Genomic DNA, 15,925 nt, shown 5'->3' with positions numbered 1-15,925 from the left:
CGCTCGGGCACACTCATCCTCACGGCCTTGGTTCGATCCTGTGTCTCGCAACGCACGATCCTGCCAGGGCCGTCTTCCGTGTCCGGCGGCGGCCTTACCCAGAGTCAGGTCAGCGGACGAAGCCGCCCCGAACCTTAAATTGCAAGCTTAAAGCGGCAGCGCAGTACTCGTTGGACAACGATACACAAACCGATCTCCCTGGGGGACATGTGCACCAAGGGGTGGTACCCATCGTGCTGGCGCAGGCTCCAGGCTTCTCACCAGCATCTTTTGGTAATCGGGCCGACTCCTGGGTCCGCACCCGCGGTGCACACGCCGCACGACTCGGACGCGGTACGCCGGCCACCGCGCCACGGGACCCTCGTTGACGACGTCGTCCCCGAATCAGCCCCGACGAAACCGAAGACGGTCTACTACGATCACGCAAACGTGCTGGTCGGCATCCCTGGCGGACCAGACGAGACGACGCCCGCTCGAGGCGGGGGTACCGCTCCAATTTCTACACCCGCGCCGTCACCGGGCCGTGCGCTTGGTCAGGGCCACCACCGGGACACACGCAATGAGCCTTTCCCAGCAACAGGCTGTAACGCGAGGTGACCGTCACGGACCGTGAGTGGTCTGGTGGCTGGTGCGGGGCGGGAGACGGTGGGACGTGGAGTCTCGGTAGGAAGTAGTCCTTCCACAGATCACTTCGTCCGAAAGACCCCGCGTCCGGTATGAGTTTCACATACACCGCCGAGCTGCCGCTCGGCGATCACACCGTGTTCCGGCTGGCCGGCCTGCTCGTCGCGGAGCGTCAGCGCCGCGGTACCCGTCAGGGCACCCGGACGCTGTCCCCGCTGGAGCAGGCCATGATGGTGCTGCGCTGGTTCTGTGACGGCACGAGGACCAGCCATCTGTTCGCCGATCACGGGGGTCAGCCGGTCGGTGGGCTACCGCTACCTGCACGAGGGCGTCGCCGTCCTGGCCTGGCAGGCCCCTGACCTGCGCACCGCGCTGGCCCGGGCCGCGGTCGCCGGCCATGATCACGTGATCGTCGACGGCACGCTGGTCGAGACCGACCGGCTGCGCGTGCCCGGCCTGACCGAGGGTGTCGACCTGTGGTGGTCCGGCAAGGCGGCCAACCACGCCAACATCCAGGTCCTGTCCGCGCCCGACGACGGCTGGCCACTGTGGGTCTCCGACGTCAGGCCCGGCTGCGAGCACGACAGCACTGCGCTGCGCGCCTCCGGAGCGCTGCCCGTGCTCGAACGACTGGACCGGCGAGGCCCGCCAGGTCCTGTTCGACCTCGGTTACGAAGGGCTGGCAACCCAGACCGGGCCGCTGGCGATCCCGCACAAGAAGCCCAAAGGCGGCACCCTCACCGACGAACAGAAAGAGGCGCAACCGGATCCACAACGCGCTGCGCGCCGTCAGTGAACGCGCGAACACACTGCTCAAGGTCACCTTCCGGCTGCTCCGCAACATCACGATCGACTCCTGGAAGATCGGACTCGTCGCGAAAGCCGCCCTCGTCATCCTCCATGCCGAGTACCGCAGGACCACCTGACAGCCAACAGCCGATCACGCCGTTGTTGCTACACAAAGTGGCGAATGGTTACCGGGAATGGCTCACGGGCTCGACACCGACCACGACGCCGTCGTCGCCGGACTGGCCCTGCCTTACAGCAACGGCCCCACGGAAGGCGTCATCACCAAGGTCAAACTGATCAAGAGGCAGATGTACGGCCGCGCCGGCTTCCCCCTGCTCCGCCAGCGCATCCTGCTCTCATGAACACCTGTAACCACCTGTAACCACCTGTCACCACCGGAATCTTGGCAGAGCTGTTATTTCTACAGGCCCGGCCCCGGCCGTCCCGCCGGCGGCACCAACCCACGACGCGCGATCATCCAACCCGTCGGAAAGATCAAAAACCGGTCAACAGGCGCATCCCCTGAAGAACAAACAGGTTAAACAACAAGCTCAGGTATCTATTCTATAGAGTCCCCTATCCGGATAATTCTGGGCGGCCCAGTCCTTAGTAAACGCCAGACCAGTAGCGCGGGCAGTTCGGCGTTCTCGACCGCGGTCAACTCGTCGATCAGGTGGAAAGCCTGGAAGACGAAGCCGACAATGATCGCGCGGGTGTAGTAGGCGCTACGGGGCGGAGGGGAGCGCCGCGTCGACGAGCCTGTCGATGAAGTCGCGGTCGGTTACCCCGCGCTGGATCGTTACGCGGAAGATCACTGGACCGAGTATCTGGGCGAGCAGCTCGTCGTAGTCGCGTCGCGGCACTGTCTCTCCCTCGCTCTCGGCCTGTTCGAACGCGCTGTGCAGTACCGCCGAGGTGCGGCGCAGGAGGTCGTCCCGGAGATCGGCCACGGTCGGATTCTGGTCGGCGGCGCCGATGACGGTCGAAAGGAACTGCTGAACGACCGGCTGGGCCAGATCAGCCGCGAACCGGATCAGCTCGCGACCCAGCCAGGCCCGCAGGGGTCCCTCGCCGGAGTGGAACATCGGCTGTTCGACGACGGTCAGAGCCTCGGTGACCAGGTCGATCTGTCGTGGCCAGTGCCGGTAGATCGTCGCTCGGCCTACCTCGGCCCGTTGAGCTACGCGTTGGTGCGTCAACGCGGCAGGCCCCTCTTCCGCAAACAGCAACCGCATGGCCTCATGCACCGCGGCGCGGGTGCGGACGATGCGTGCGTCGTCGGCCGTGTCCACGCCTCGAAGACTATGAGACATCTTGACTCACAGGAACGCAGTGGGGCAATGTGTCTCACATGATCGGGTGCGACGCTGGCCACACTCGACCGCTCGACGCCCGGTGACGAGGAGGAGGTACCCGTGGCACCGGGCCGGCGATGGCCTGATATCGGACAATCCGGAAGGACGCTGATGGCGGACGGGCAAGGTAGCGAGAAGATCATTTTAGCTGGTTTTCCCCTCGAGCGTGATCGTGACGCTGCCTGGCGTCTGATCCGCGCCCACGGCCGCACGGTGGAGCTCGACGGCGATCTTGCGCTGACGGACATCGAGACCATCGAGACCGCGTTGCGGCAGCCGACGGTGTTTTCGTCCAAGAAGGCGGTCGACGTCCTCGCGAGCCCGCTGCCGCTCGTGCCCCTCGCGTTCGACCCGCCGGAGCAGACCCGCTACCACCCGACCCCCGACTACGACCTCGCCACCGGTGCGTCGTCGCGGGTGACGTGGCCGCGAGGAACGCTCGGGTTGAATGCTCTCCCGCTGATCTTCCCGCTGATCTTCCCGCCGGTAGGTCCGCGGTGAGGCCCGCGATTGACCGGGTCACGTGTGCCGGCCACGGCCTGTGTTACATGTTGGCTCCCGACCTTTTCACCGACGACGAGAACGGCTACGGGCGCGTGATCAGCGATGGAGAGCTGACCGACGACGTCATGCCCGCCGCCCGCCGCGCCGTCGGGTCGTGCCCGGAGCGGGCCATAGCGATCATCGGCGAGAACGCGCGTGGCTAGCTTCGGCTACCTCCTCGACGCCTGTCCGCTGCGCACCCAGCGCCTCATGCTGCGCGGGGCCCCGGCTCGTCGGCCCAGGTAGCGGCCCGGAGCCTGCGCCTCCTCCGCCTCGCGATGCATCCACCGGACATCCACCGGACATCCACCGGGCATCCGACGTCCCCCGAACAACGTCCACCGACCACCACTGAGGAGTAAGAGATGCGGCTGCAGGACAAAGTGGTTCTGATCACCGGCGCCGGGGCAGGACTGGGACGGGAGAGCGCTTTACTGTTCGCCCGGGAAGGCGCCTCCCTCGTCGTCACCGACAAGATCACCAGGCGGGCCGAGGATGCCGCGGCGCTCATCGCGGAGCGCGGCGGCAAGGCCGTGGCCCGCACCCTCGACGTTCGCTCCGAGGCTGACGTCGAGGCCGGCGTGCGTGCCGCGGTCGAGGAGTTCGGCCGCCTCGATGTCATGTTCGCCAACGCGGGCATCCCGCCGAAGGGCTTCGGCCGGATCCCGCTGGAGGACGTCACGGCCGAGGGCTGGGACGACGTCCAGCATGTGCTGCTGCGCGGCGTGTTCTTCGCGATCAAGCACGCGACGCGGGTCATGAAGGGGCAGGGCGGCGGGACCATCGTCGTCACCTCGTCCGCCAGCTCGCTCGTCGCCTACCCCGGCTTCGGGTCGTACGGCGCCGCCAAGGGCGGGGTCAACAGCCTTGTCCGGCACGCATCCCTCGACCTTGGCAAATACGGCATCCGGGTGAACGCGTTGTGCCCGACCCACGGCATGTCCGTCAACTTCATGCTGCCGCCCGAAGCCGAGGTCCTGGGGCTGTCCTATGAGGAGGCGGCCGGACCGTGGGACCCCGCCGTGTCGCCGATCCCGCTCAAGCTCGACCGGCCACCTCGGCTCGCCGACAACGCCGCGGTCGCGCTGTTCCTGGCCTCCGACGACTCGGCGTACATGTCTGGCGTGTGCTTGCCGGCGGTCGACGGCGGATCGCTCTCCCGGGTGGCGATGTACTTCGACGACTCGTGGCAGGACGAGTTGCCGACCGACGAGTTGCCGACCGGCGACTAGCCGGCCCGCCGCTCCTGGCCGGTCCGGCCAGTCTGATGCACGCGATCGTCCGGCCGCCGTGGGTACCGCTCTGCGCCCCGTGGGGCCCTCGCCGTCCGCGGTGATGCTCGGATGATCGCTCCCACTCCGCACCCCACCTGGAGGAGTCCCGATGCGTGATGACGTCGTTGAGATCCTTTACAGCGAGATGGAGCCGGCGTTAAGGGCGATGATCGCCTATGAGTCGAATGGTGCGTTCGACGTGCGGGCCGCCCAGTCGATCATCGATCGGCTCCGCCGGGAGTCGCCGGTCGTGCGCTGGGACATGGGCGTCGGCTTCTTCCTGATGGACGACGTCGTGGCCGCGGGCCGTCATCCCGCGCTGGTGTCGAGCCACCCGGATACCTGGCTTCCGTTGGGGATGGGTTCGCGCGGGCCGCTGCCTCCGTTGCACGTGGACGGTGAGGAGCACCGCCGTTACCGCCGGCTGCTCGATCCGTTGCTGGCGCCGAAGAAGGTCGCGCCGATGGAGTCGGAGATCCGCAAGCTCGCCGACGAGCTCATCGAGGGGTTCGTGGCCGACGGCCGGGTGGAGCTGCATGACGCTTTCTGCGTGCCGCTGCCGTCCACGATCTTCCTGACGCTGTTCGGGATGCCGCTGGCGGACATGGATTTCCTCGTCGCGATGAAGGATCGCATCCTCAAGAACGAGGGAACGACCATGGAGGAGAAGGACGCGATCGGCGTCGAGGCCGGCGACCGGATGCGGGAGCGGCTCCGGCAACGGCTGGACGAGCGCCGCCGGGAAGGCGCCCCCCGGGACGACCTGATCGGTGAGTTCATGAGCTTCGAGCTCGACGGCGAGCGGCTGTCCGACGACGAGATCGTCAACATCATGCACCTGTTCACGATCGCCGGGCTCGACACCGTGACGTCGTCGCTGTCGTGCCTCTTCGCGTGGTTCGCGGCCCATCCGGACGAGCGGCGCCGCGTCGTTGCCGACCCGTCAATGCTGCCGGCCGCGATCGAGGAGCTGATGCGTTTCGAGAGTCCCGTGCCGGCCAGCGGACCTCGCTGGGCCACCGAGGACACCGAGATCAACGGCGTCCCGGTCCGCCGGGGCGAGATGGTCTTCCTGTGCTGGGCCAGCGCCAACGTCGATCCCGCCACCTTCGAGTCGCCCCTCGAAGTGCGGCTTGACCGTCCCGCCAACCGGCACATCGCCTTCGCCTCCGGCGTGCACCGCTGCCTCGGCTCGCACCTGGCCCGCCTCGAGCTGCGCACCGCCGTCGACCAGTTCCACCGCCGGATCCCCGACTACTGGATCACCCCCGGCGAGGAGCCACGCTACGAGCTCGCCGGTGTACGCCAAGCCAGGTACCTGCCGGTGACCTTCACCGCCGCCCGCTGACCCACCGACCGCAGTTCACCGCCCTTCAGGTCGCACTGAAAGGCTGTGAACTGCGACCCCACCCACAGAAAGTTCCCGCCTGTTCGTGGTCGAGGTCGGCTCCCGGTACGTGCACATCCTGAAGGGATGCACGACAACGTTGCACCGGCATCTAGATCTGACGTGTACGCCGGACCCTCGGGCGCCCTGCGCCAGCTACTGCTGCCTGGAGCCTGGTGCCGTGGCGGGTCCTGGTGATGTCGACGAGGTAGTCGGCGACTCCCGGACGTTCGCTCACCGCGGCGGACAGCCGCCGGTGCACGCCACGTTCGGCGAATACCTCGGCGAGGGTGCGGCCGATCCCCGACGTCATGCCCGTAACGAGGACAACCTTATCTGTGATGCCAGTGGCGCCGACCGTCGTCACGGCAGTCCATGACCCGCATGCGTAGGAGCATCGCCGCGAACAGGCGCCCGCCGTTGCCGTCGTCGTGCAGCTCGACGCGGACGGCGACGGCACGGCCGGCGACGCCGATGAAGACGGGGCTCGCGACGAAGGGCCCGACCCGACCGGGGCGCACGATCGTCAGACCGAGGTGCTCGACCGCGAGGGCGTCGGTACCCAGGTGTTCCGCGGCGGCCTGGATGGCGGCGGCTTCGCAGACGACGAGCATCGGGCCGTGGTGCAGGCGGTCGGTACCGATCTTGGGCGTGAGGCTGGGGATCTCGAGGCGGCCGTCGTCGCGGCGTCGGCCTGTGTACGCCTCGTAGAGCGGCGGGACGACGTCGAGTCCCTCGATGCCGGTGCCGGGCTCGGGGTAGGTGAAGCCCGCGGGCGTCGGAGCGATCACCGACCAGTTCGCGGTGCCGAACCCGATGGCGCGCTCCGGGTTGGCGCCGTCGTGCATCCGTACTTCGGTGAAGATCTGCGACCGGGTCTCGCACGTCACGTGCCCGACGAGGTGGACCTCGTCGACGTCGGACGACGGGTCGATGACCTCCAGGTCGACCTGGGTGAGCGCCAGGATGTTGATCGGGTCGACGTTGATGCCGGCGACATCGAGCATCGCGATGGCGAGCGGTGCCGCGAGCACGCCCCCTGGAGCGCGCAGGTCGGGACGAAGTGCTATCCAGCCCTCGGCGTGGTCCCGGTCGATCGCCTTCGGCCGGGAAGCGAGGTACCGGTAGCTCATGAGTACCCCACGGGTGCCGGCCCACTCGCCGTAGGGATCGGCGAGCTCGCGCCGGACGGTGCTGCTCTCGGTCACGGTTCTCCTTCCGCTGCAGCGGTGACGGCTGTTTCCTTGCCCTCTCTGCCCGATGGAATCTACAGTGTATATGTCGGCGTGGGCGCGAGGGAACAAACGACGTGGAGCGGACATATCTTTCGACTGCGATCAGCACATGTACGAGACGCGGGACTCCTTTACCCGTCACCTGCCGGAGCATTTCCAGGGCCAAGCCGTGTCGCCCGTCAAGGTCGCCGACGGGCGTGAGGTGATCCTCCTCGCGGGCGAGGAGGATCATGGTTGCGCTCGAGCCGACTCGATGCGGCAGGCCGGCAACTCCCGCAGCTCTCGTGATATGCGAGATAGACCATGATTGGGAATCTGTGATCCGGAGTATCGTCAAGTTACGAGAGATAGGCCGACGGCAGATATGATTCTCAAGCGGCCGTCACCGGCGCAAGCAGCAGACATCATCGTGATCCAGCAGCTCGCGGTCTCCTACGCCGAGGCGGTCAGTCGCGGCGAGGTCGGCGAAGCGGTGCTGGCATACGCACCGGACGGTGTGCTGGAGACACCCACCACGGCTCCCGCGGTCGGACGCGACGCGATCGAGAAGACCATCTCGGCGGCGGTGGCGAGCCTCGAATTCGTCTTCCAAACGGTGCATCTCGGCCTGGTGAACGTCCACGACGAGGGTCACGCCTCGGCCCGGTTCCAGATTACCGAGTGGGCCCGTCGCCGCGTGGACGGCGCCGGCATGCTGTTCCTCGGCTACTACGACGACGACGTCGTACTGCTTCCCGAAGGGTGGCGGTTCAGCCGCCGCCGCCTTCTACCACGCACCCTCGGCCGACCGCCCTTCCTCACTGGCGCCGTACATGACCTCGCGGCGCTGCGCACAGAGCTGTAGAACTATCGGCTGCGTGGACGTGGGCATGTACAGCGAAGTGGGCGTCTGCTGCGACCACGCAGGGCCGTCGGCCGCGTCGCCGCGCTGCGGACAGAGCCCCTGCTCGCCGTAGGACGGTGGCGGGAGCGGACCTGACGGACTCTGTTGGGTGACGGTCCAATTGCCAGACAGTTATGTCTGGCTAGTCGAGAGAACATACTCCGGCTCAACGCCGACCTGGGATAGGGCCGACGTGGGACAGGAAGGTGGTGGCAGCGGTGAAGATCGGGCTGATGGCGACGCCGTGGGAGTGGGCCGCGGAGTAGGTGACCTTCGCGCAGCAAGCCGAGGAACGGGGCATCGAGTCGATCTGGGTCGGTGAGCACCCCCACCCACCGTCACCAACCAGCCCACGGCGGTATGGGGGGCGGGGGCCTGTCCGCCCACCTTCCGGACGATTTTCGGATCGGAGCAGTCGGGCGGGGCGGTCCAGTACAACTCGCGCTGACACTGCACGATCTGCCCGTAGGAGTCCGGATCGGAGCGCGCCGAGAGGGCTTCGCCTGTGCCGGCTCTGGGCGGGGTCGAAGACCGTGCGATTCTGGCAGCCTTCATCCAGAGCCTCTCATCGGCGGGACCGCGTGGACGCCGCCTTTGATCGGGTCGGGGTGAAGGGCGGAGCGGTTGAGCACGGCAATTGCCGTCATCAGCTCTATGAGGTCCATGGCGCGGCGGGGGTCGAGGCCGGTCAGGTCTTCGACTCTGCGCAGCCGGTGGAGCACGGTGTTGGGGTGCACCAGGAGCTGCGTGCCGGCGGCGTTGACGTTGCGGTTGGTGTGTGCATAGGTGACCACGGTCTCGAGGAGGGATCGGTGGGCGGGATCGTCGCCCTCGATGAGCGATCGGAGGCGATTGCGCGGGCACGCGGCCGGGTCGGCGCGCAGCGCCAGGTACTCCCATAACGGCAGTTGCGGAAGGGCGAGGACCGGACTGTCGGGCGTGGTGCGGCGCGCCGCGTCCACAGCCTGGTCGTAGCCCTGAGGTAGGCGGTCGAGGCTGTCGCAGGTCAGGCTGACGCCGATCCCGAGCGGGAGCCTGTGCTGCCCGGCCAGCCGCCGCATGACGGACACGATGCGGCGGCACAGCTCACGATCGTCCAGCCGACCCAGCGGAAAGAACCCAACGATCTCCTGCTGGCGGGCGACGATGAGCGGTCGGGGAGCGGCGGTCCACTCCGGATCCAGGGCGAGGCTCCGGGCCACGCGATGCAGCGCGATCTGACCGTCGAGCGCCTGCCCCAGCAGCGTCGCAATCATCACCAGACAACAGGCGTCGGTCTCGACCGACCACACCCTGGCCATGAAGTGTGAAGGGGGGGCTTCGCCAGCGAGGAGGCGTTCGAGCACATCGCGGCGCGTGCGGTCGTCGTCGGCCGTCAGTTCCTGCTGCTCGCGGATGTAGACCGTGGCGAGTTCATCGCCCTCAGCGTCGACGTACCCCATGACAACGGACATCAGGGCGGCGAGTGACTCGTTGCCCTCGGGAAGCCGGGCCGCCTCCCGGAGCATCACCTCCCACAGCAGGCGCGACACGAGGCGGTAAGCGCGCAGGACGACGTCCAGGGGAATCCCTTGTTGCAACCGCCGCATGGCCCCCTCTCGGACCCGGTCGTGTGGAGTCGTCGGGAACCGGCCCTCGCGGACAGACCCGAACAGCCAGTGCAGCCGGAGTTCCGTGCGGGTCTGCGTCTCGAGCCGGAGGGCGTCGCCGCCGCGCACGTAGACGGGCAGCTCGCTCAAGATCAGGTCAGACGACCGGATCGCCACCTCGTGGGCACACCTGTCCAGCACCTCGGCGAGGACCAACGGCCCGGCGCCAAGGAAGGGCAGGGACGATGCAGGCTCAGGCCGCGACATGCGAACACCTACCGTAGTGGGTCGAAGCGGACGGCGAAGTTCGTCATTCGTCATGAGACGCTGCCGATACCTGATCAAGTTAGCCCGTCCCACCACCCAAAAGTGCCCCATGGGTGTCGGGGCCAACAGCGAACTCTGTGGCCCACACCAGTGTCAAGGCGTGCTTCCGTTCCTAGCCTGGCCGCATGAGGACAACAGCGGACGAGGTAGCGCCTCCACCGAGACCTCGTGATCGGTGACACCGGGCCCGGGTGCGTCGGTGCGACTGCCGCGCGGTCGCGCAGGTGCGCGGGACGGCCAGAATTCCGCCGACCGGATCCCGTCGCTCTGCAGATCCAGCCTGCGGACCGCGACGCGGCGTCGACATCTTCACGTTCCAGTAAACGACGGAGAACGGCCGCTGATGAGCGAGCATCCAACCGTCACACTCATAGGGAGCCTGCTCCTCAGGTAGGACTCCGATGCCGCGGTCGGTCGGTGGGGCACAGACTGACGAAGCTTGTTCGAATCGAAGTAGATTCTCCGAGATTGGGTGTGCGCAGACATGACTACCGACAATGCGAAATTGACAAAAGCCGAGGAGAATCTCGCCGTGGTCAGGGCGATGTTTTCTGGTATCAGTGACAGCACCACGAACTATTCGGGCTACCTCGAAGGTAGCTATAACAGTGCCATCCACCCGGATATCGAATATTATGGCCACGGGCCCCGGGGTGAGATTGAGATCATGATAGGCAAGGAGTCCCATGACAATGTGAACCGGATCTGCCGCCGCTACATGGACGAAGGGGCGTCCGACGACGAGCTCGTCGGGTGCTGGCCGGCGGGCGAGGAGATGGTCGTGACGCACATCAGGCTTCGTCGACGGGCCACGGTCACCGGGGAAGTTGCGTCTTACGACTGTGTAGTGCTCTACCGAGTGGAGGACGGAATGATCACAAAGGGTGTGGACCTGGTTGATAAGAAATGCGAAGAGTTCTGGGCGAGGACGATCTCCGCGTCCTAAATTATTGTCCGGTTAGAACAGTTGCAAGGACGTACGACGGCTCGGGCGGAGACCGCGTAGAGCCGGGCGACCGCGACCGGGATGGCCAGTCGCGGCGGGAGCGAGGTGGTTGGGACCGGCCACCTTCACGGGAGGTAGCACTACGTGCGCAGACCTCCTGCGACGACCAGTTCGACCCGAACAAGGGCGCCGCGTGCGCACAACAGGCGGTGTCCGGGAAGTACTTGTTCGTCACCGCGGATTCCGCCGTCGGTGACCGGTACATGCCGATCCTGGAGAAGGCCAAGATCCCGGTCATCGGCGAGGTGCCGAGCAGCGCGAGCGAACTGAAAAGCCCTGACTCGTTCCCCTTCGCCACCGGCGTGATCCAAATCGCGGGCGGAGGCACCATCTGCGGCAAGCTCGACAAGAAGAAGCCGGCCGTCGCCGTCGCCGTCGCCGACATCGCCGCCGGCCGCAACTCCGCGGGCCTATTCGCGGCGGGCCTCAAGCCCTACAACCTCAGCATCGAGAAGACGGTGCCGATCCCGGACCGCCTCCGACGTCACCACGCAGGCGGCGAGCCTGAACTCCGGCGGCACCGACTGCATCGAGATGGTGGTCGCCGCACCCAGTACCAGCAACTGGTGAAGGCCATGGGTAGCTGGTCAGGTCTCTTGATCGATTAGTGTTGTTGCGGGCCGGGTCGTTCAGGTGGCGTCCGCTGTGGCGGCGGGGTGCTCGCGGTGGTGACCGACCTATATGTTGATCATGTTCCGTCCGGGTCCCAGCCACCGCCGCCGTCGTAGCCGATCCGCTGCTGCCCGACCGGGGTGAGCGCCAGATCCGCTGGGCGACGACCGCAGCCGTGGTCGCCGTCGCCGGGATCGCGGCCGTTGTCAGTTACCGGCACATGCGGGCTGTTGCGCTCCAGTACGGTGAGGATCCGCTGAATTCCACGATCATCCCGGTCTCCGTCGACGGTTTGATCGTGGCCGCGTCCATGAGCATGCTCAGTGCCAGTCGTGCCCGGCGGAAGCCCCCATGGCTGGCCTACACCCTGCTGATCCTCGGGTCGGTGGCGAGCCTGTCCGCGAACGTCATCCATGCCGACCCGCAGCTCACCGCCCGGATCATCGCGGCCTGGCCGTCCGCCGCGTTGATCGGAGCCTATGAGCTGTTGATCCGCCAGATTCGCGACACCGGATATGTCGGGACGGCCGCCATCAGACCTGGCATGCCCGGCACGTCCCACCCGGCGGACGCCATCACCTTGGCGTCCGCCGAGACGGACCGACCGCAGGCGCCGGAGGTGACGAGCCCGGCGGAACAGAACGCCGGCATCGACGAGCCCGACCCTGCAGCGCAGGACGATACGGACCTGATCGACGCCCCGAGCCGCGAGCAGCCGGCCGTCGGGATGAGGCACGACACGGACACGGTCGTCACCCCGCTGTACCGGGTCGATCCGCCGCGCCGGGGTGGTACCAAACGCGCGCGGCTGTGCGCTCTCGTCGCCGACATCCCACCCGATGATCCCCGCAGCACCTACGCTCTGGCCCGCGACCTCGTCCCCCGCGTCGATCTCCACGAAGGCACCGCCCGCCGCTACATCGCCGAAATCCGCGCCACCGGCCGTCACGTGCAGGTTGCCGGCCACGCCACTGTCCAACAGGATCTGGACTCGCCACCATTTCCCACCAAAGATCTATATTTGACCGAATTTGGGCCAATAAGTCACAGAAAGTAGCTTTTCGATAATGGATCAGTTCTAGGACGGATTGCTATGGGACTCGCCGAACCCAAGGATCTCCCGAACTTCTGCCACGTCCCGACGAAATCGGCGTCGGAAGTCGAGCGTGTCGGCGTGGGAGAGAAGAGCATCATGCGGTGCATCCAGACTGAGACCGGGTAGGCACCCCGGGTAGGCATCTCATACACCCGTGGGGGTTGGGGAAATTGGATGTGACGGTCCGCTTGGAGGGCGCTGCGGGCGACGATATGCGGTCGCTGCGGGACTGGCTGGTCGAGGAGGATGAGCTGCGGGGACGGGTGCGGCTGGTGGAGGTACCGCCGGCCCCCGGCGAGCTGGGGCCGCTCCTTGACGCACTGAACATCGCGTTGGAGTCGGGTGGGGCCGCGACGACGCTAGCGACGATCGCCGTGGCGTGGATCCGCAGCCGTCACACGGATATCACCGTGACCGCAGAACACTCAACCGGGTCGATCCGGATCGAGGGCCGGCAGGTGCGAAGGTTGGACGCCACGGCCATCCAGTCCCTGATCGAGCAGACCGGCCGGGCACTGGACAGCACCCGGCCGACAGCACATGATGTCGATGCGGCCGGATCGGGGGATCCAGCGGGCCAGCCATCGGCCGGCAAGGACCGTCCGGGTTCGACCACGGCCGGGTAGTGGTGGGCGGGCTGTCCGGCCCGGGCGTGCGGGTGGTGCTGGTCGGCACCGGCCACCATCCGCCCGGGTCGATCCTTCCGGATGTTCCCGCGGTCGGCACGACCCTGACCGATTTGGCCGTCGCCCTGTGGCGACGCTGCGCGCTGGACCCGGCCCACCTGCGCCTGGTAGCCGATCCGGCCGGTCCGGATGTTGTCGATCAGGCGGTGCGGGAGGCCGCGGCAGAGGCGACGAGGCTGCTGGTGGTGTACTACGTCGGCCACGGCGTGCTCGACGCTGCTGGCGAGCTGCATCTGGCGACCACCGCCACCGAGAACCTCACCCGGGTGGGAGCGGTCGCCCCCTACCAGCAGGCCCTGCCCTACCGGCGGGTCCGCGACGTCGTGTCCGACAGCCAGGCGGGGACGGTGGTCGTGGTGTTGGACTGCTGTTTCGCCGGCCGGGCCTCGGCCGCTGTGGTCACTGGTAGCCACGACGTGTTCGCGATGACCGCGGTACGAGACAGCTACCTGCTGACCGCGGCGTCCCGGAACCAAGCGGCGCTGGCCTCGCCCGGCGCCCGGCACACCGTGTTCACCGGGGCGCTGCTGGACCTGCTGGATCGGGGGGACCCGACCGGCCCGCCGCAGTTGACCTTGGAGTCGGTCTACCGGTATCTGATCCGGATGCTGTCCGCGGCGGGCCGTCCCGAACCCCGGCGTCATGCCGGTGGCCAGGCCGGGGACCTGCTGCTGGTCGACAACCGGGCCTACCAGCCGCCCCACCCCCACCGGTACGAGGGGGATGACCGCACCCCGGTAGGGGCGGACGACGTCTGCCCCTACCGGGGGTTGGCCTCCTACGGCCGGCGGGACGCCCGATTTTTCTTCGGCCGCGACCAGCTGATCACCGAGGTGGTGGCGCAGCTCGCGGACCGGCTCGACCATCCCCGGCCGCTGATGGTCGTCGGCGCTTCCGGTGCGGGGAAAACCTCCCTGCTGCGCGCCGGGGTGCTGCCCGCGCTGGCCGACGGCACCCGCCAGACGGCACCCGGCTCCTGGCAGTGGCCCCAGCTGGTCCTGGTTCCCGGTACCGACCCGCTGGGCCGGCTTGCCGCCGTCCTGGTCGGCCCGGCTGGCCAGCCGCCTGACCGGCTGCGCGCCGCCCTGGCCTCCGATCCCGCAGGCATTCGCCGGCACCTGCACGCCGCGCTGGCCGCCGCGGCCCCACCCGGCCCCCACGACCAGGCGGAGGGGGCCGCGGCCCGGCGGGTGCTGCTCGTCGTTGACCAGTTCGAGGAATTGTTCACCTCCGAGGTCACCGACACCGACCGGCAGACGTTCATCCGCGCCTTGGTCGCCGCCGGCACCAGCACCAGCGACGGGGACGGGGAGGATGGCCTGCCACCCCCAGCCATCGTGGTTGTGGGGGTGCGGGGTGACTTCTACGGCCGCTGCGCGGACTACCCCGAGCTGCTGCCGGCCCTGTCCGGCGGGCAGGTCGTGGTCGGCCCGATGAGCCGAGAAGAGTTCCGTCAGGTCATCGTCGGACCTGCCGGGCGGGTCGGCCTCGCCCTGGAAGACGGCCTGGTCGAAACGCTGCTGCGCGACCTCGGCGTCCCCGGCCTCGGCCTGCCGAACGGCGGAGACGGAGCGCCGGTCGGCCGGCCGGCCGGGACGCTGCCGCTGCTGTCCTACGCGCTACTGGCGACTTGGCAGCAGCGCGAGGGGCGGCTGCTGACCCTGGCCGGCTACGCCGCCACCGGCGGCGTCGATCACGCTGTAGCCCGCACCGCCGAACAGGTCTACGCCAGCCTCGACAAGCCCAGCCAGGCTACCGCCCGCACCCTGCTACTGCGTCTGGTCGCCCTCGGCACCGAGGGCGGAAACGACACCCGCCGGTGCCGCAGCCGCGCGGAGCTGGTCGACGACGACGGTGACGACCCGGCCCGGGCGGTGCTGGACGCCTTTGCTGCCGACCAGGTACGCCTGCTCACTCTCGACGAAACCTCCGTGGAGATCACCCACGAGGCGTTGCTGCACGCCTGGCCCACCCTGCGACGCTGGATCGACGCCGACCGCGCCGGCCTGCTCGTCACCCAACGTCTCCTCGATGACGCCCACACCTGGGCGACCCACAACCGCGATCCCGACCTGCTCTACCGCGGCAGCCGGCTGGACCTCGCCCGCGAGCATACCCGCCGGCCGTCGGCCGCTCTCCCCCCGGTCGCCCGCGCGTTCCTCGACGCCAGCATCCACGCCGCGCGCCGGCGTGCCCACCGCAGCCGGATCTTCGCCACCGTCGTGGTCGTCCTGCTCCTGGCCGCGCTTGTCGCCGGCAGTGTCGCCTTCGTGCAATGGCGTCGCGCCGTCGACCAGGGCCACCGTACCGCAGCGCAGGGCCTGGTGGACCTGGCCGACACCCTGCAGGCCACCGGCCCACGGACTTCCCTCAAACTCGACCTGGCCGCCGCCGCAATTAGCAGCCAGGCCGGCGCAGCCGACCACCTGTCCGCGGTATTGATCGACAGTTATCTCCGCGCTACTCTTGCGGGCCACACCGACTCGGTGACTGCGGTGGCGTTGACCGGCGACGGGCAT

The 15,925-nt window shown here is 67.9% G+C and carries 14 protein-coding genes and 3 pseudogenes; 12 read left to right on the top strand and 5 right to left on the bottom strand.

Annotated elements, in window-relative coordinates; translation table 11 throughout:
• The first annotated feature begins 716 nt into the window (after window positions 1-716).
• Window positions 717-1,550: pseudogene (locus U9977_RS17360) on the top strand (transposase family protein).
• A gap of 66 nt (window positions 1,551-1,616) precedes the next feature.
• A pseudogene (locus tag U9977_RS17355) lies at window positions 1,617-1,775 on the top strand (transposase); the annotation flags it as partial.
• A 256-nt stretch (window positions 1,776-2,031) separates the two neighbouring features.
• On the opposite strand, the pseudogene U9977_RS27080 reads toward U9977_RS17355, so the two are convergent.
• Together U9977_RS27080 and U9977_RS17350 are read right to left on the bottom strand one after the other, a co-directional pair.
• Window positions 2,032-2,113 (bottom strand): annotated as a pseudogene (locus tag U9977_RS27080) (ABC transporter ATP-binding protein); the annotation flags it as partial.
• 25 nt (window positions 2,114-2,138) lie between these two features.
• The gene (locus U9977_RS17350; protein WP_322750320.1) at window positions 2,139-2,705 is read right to left on the bottom strand and encodes a TetR/AcrR family transcriptional regulator; all 567 of its coding nucleotides are present in this window, start codon (window positions 2,703-2,705) and stop codon (window positions 2,139-2,141) included.
• A gap of 174 nt (window positions 2,706-2,879) precedes the next feature.
• Between U9977_RS17350 and U9977_RS17345 the strand changes: the two genes are divergently transcribed.
• The 4 genes from U9977_RS17345 (at window position 2,880) to U9977_RS17330 (ending at window position 5,933) form a co-directional block, all read left to right on the top strand.
• Entirely contained in the window at window positions 2,880-3,269 is a 390-nt protein-coding gene (locus U9977_RS17345; protein ID WP_322750319.1) for a hypothetical protein, read from the top strand.
• Window positions 3,266-3,475 carry a ferredoxin gene (locus U9977_RS17340; protein WP_322750318.1) on the top strand — a complete coding sequence of 70 codons (210 nt, stop codon included), beginning with the start codon at window positions 3,266-3,268 and terminating at the stop codon, window positions 3,473-3,475. Before U9977_RS17345 ends, U9977_RS17340 begins: the two co-directional genes overlap by 4 nt.
• A 201-nt stretch (window positions 3,476-3,676) precedes the next feature.
• Complete coding sequence (locus U9977_RS17335; protein WP_322750317.1) at window positions 3,677-4,543, top strand: SDR family NAD(P)-dependent oxidoreductase; 867 nt, start codon at window positions 3,677-3,679, stop codon at window positions 4,541-4,543.
• 151 nt (window positions 4,544-4,694) lie between these two features.
• Window positions 4,695-5,933 (top strand): cytochrome P450, encoded by a 1,239-nt coding sequence (locus U9977_RS17330; protein ID WP_322750316.1) that lies wholly within the window; start codon window positions 4,695-4,697, stop codon window positions 5,931-5,933.
• Window positions 5,934-6,084: 151 nt separating this feature from the next.
• Here U9977_RS17330 and U9977_RS17325 read toward each other — a convergent pair whose 3' ends face one another.
• Window positions 6,085-6,285 carry a hypothetical protein gene (locus tag U9977_RS17325; RefSeq protein ID WP_322750315.1) on the bottom strand — a complete coding sequence of 67 codons (201 nt, stop codon included), beginning with the start codon at window positions 6,283-6,285 and terminating at the stop codon, window positions 6,085-6,087.
• A gap of 19 nt (window positions 6,286-6,304) precedes the next feature.
• Window positions 6,305-7,180, bottom strand: coding sequence for a hypothetical protein (locus tag U9977_RS17320; protein ID WP_322750314.1), 876 nt, complete (start codon window positions 7,178-7,180; stop codon window positions 6,305-6,307).
• Between the two features lie 436 nt (window positions 7,181-7,616).
• On the opposite strand from U9977_RS17320, the gene U9977_RS17315 reads away from it, so the two are divergent.
• On the top strand, window positions 7,617-8,051 hold the full coding sequence (locus U9977_RS17315) for a nuclear transport factor 2 family protein (RefSeq protein ID WP_322750313.1): 435 nt from the start codon (window positions 7,617-7,619) through the stop codon (window positions 8,049-8,051).
• A gap of 590 nt (window positions 8,052-8,641) precedes the next feature.
• Here the strand turns inward: U9977_RS17315 and U9977_RS17310 are convergent.
• Window positions 8,642-9,946, bottom strand: a complete 1,305-nt coding sequence (locus U9977_RS17310) for a helix-turn-helix domain-containing protein (protein ID WP_322750312.1) — start codon at window positions 9,944-9,946, stop codon at window positions 8,642-8,644.
• A gap of 544 nt (window positions 9,947-10,490) precedes the next feature.
• Here U9977_RS17310 and U9977_RS17305 point away from each other — a divergent pair.
• The 5 genes from U9977_RS17305 to U9977_RS17285 form a co-directional block, all read left to right on the top strand.
• Window positions 10,491-10,952, top strand: a complete 462-nt coding sequence (locus U9977_RS17305; RefSeq protein ID WP_322750311.1) for a nuclear transport factor 2 family protein — start codon at window positions 10,491-10,493, stop codon at window positions 10,950-10,952.
• Window positions 10,913-11,620, top strand: coding sequence for an ABC transporter substrate-binding protein (locus tag U9977_RS17300; RefSeq protein WP_322750310.1), 708 nt, complete (start codon window positions 10,913-10,915; stop codon window positions 11,618-11,620). The genes U9977_RS17305 and U9977_RS17300 overlap by 40 nt, the downstream gene beginning before the upstream one ends.
• A gap of 128 nt (window positions 11,621-11,748) precedes the next feature.
• Window positions 11,749-12,681, top strand: coding sequence for a DUF2637 domain-containing protein (locus tag U9977_RS17295; RefSeq protein WP_322750321.1), 933 nt, complete (start codon window positions 11,749-11,751; stop codon window positions 12,679-12,681).
• A gap of 215 nt (window positions 12,682-12,896) precedes the next feature.
• Window positions 12,897-13,346 carry an effector-associated constant component EACC1 gene (locus tag U9977_RS17290; protein WP_322750309.1) on the top strand — a complete coding sequence of 150 codons (450 nt, stop codon included), beginning with the start codon at window positions 12,897-12,899 and terminating at the stop codon, window positions 13,344-13,346.
• Window positions 13,347-13,348: 2 nt separating this feature from the next.
• Window positions 13,349-15,925: caspase, EACC1-associated type (locus U9977_RS17285; protein ID WP_322750308.1), on the top strand; the 2,577-nt coding region annotated here is incomplete at its 3' end.

Origin of the sequence: Protofrankia sp. Cas8 (assembly GCF_963555845.1) — a bacterium.
Classification (GTDB): domain Bacteria; phylum Actinomycetota; class Actinomycetes; order Frankiales; family Frankiaceae; genus Protofrankia.
This window is presented reverse-complemented; position numbering and strand designations above follow the sequence as displayed.

Bases quoted from the DNA above. Each gene is read 5' to 3' on its own strand.
- U9977_RS17345 (WP_322750319.1), top strand. From the start codon at position 2,880: ATGGCGGACGGGCAAGGTAGCGAGAAGATCATTTTAGCTGGTTTTCCC.
- U9977_RS17335 (WP_322750317.1), top strand. From the start codon at position 3,677: ATGCGGCTGCAGGACAAAGTGGTTCTGATCACCGGCGCCGGGGCAGGA.
- U9977_RS17330 (WP_322750316.1), top strand. From the start codon at position 4,695: ATGCGTGATGACGTCGTTGAGATCCTTTACAGCGAGATGGAGCCGGCG.
- U9977_RS17325 (WP_322750315.1), bottom strand. From the start codon at position 6,285: ATGACGTCGGGGATCGGCCGCACCCTCGCCGAGGTATTCGCCGAACGT.
- U9977_RS17310 (WP_322750312.1), bottom strand. From the start codon at position 9,946: ATGTCGCGGCCTGAGCCTGCATCGTCCCTGCCCTTCCTTGGCGCCGGG.
- U9977_RS17305 (WP_322750311.1), top strand. From the start codon at position 10,491: ATGACTACCGACAATGCGAAATTGACAAAAGCCGAGGAGAATCTCGCC.
- U9977_RS17300 (WP_322750310.1), top strand. From the start codon at position 10,913: ATGCGAAGAGTTCTGGGCGAGGACGATCTCCGCGTCCTAAATTATTGT.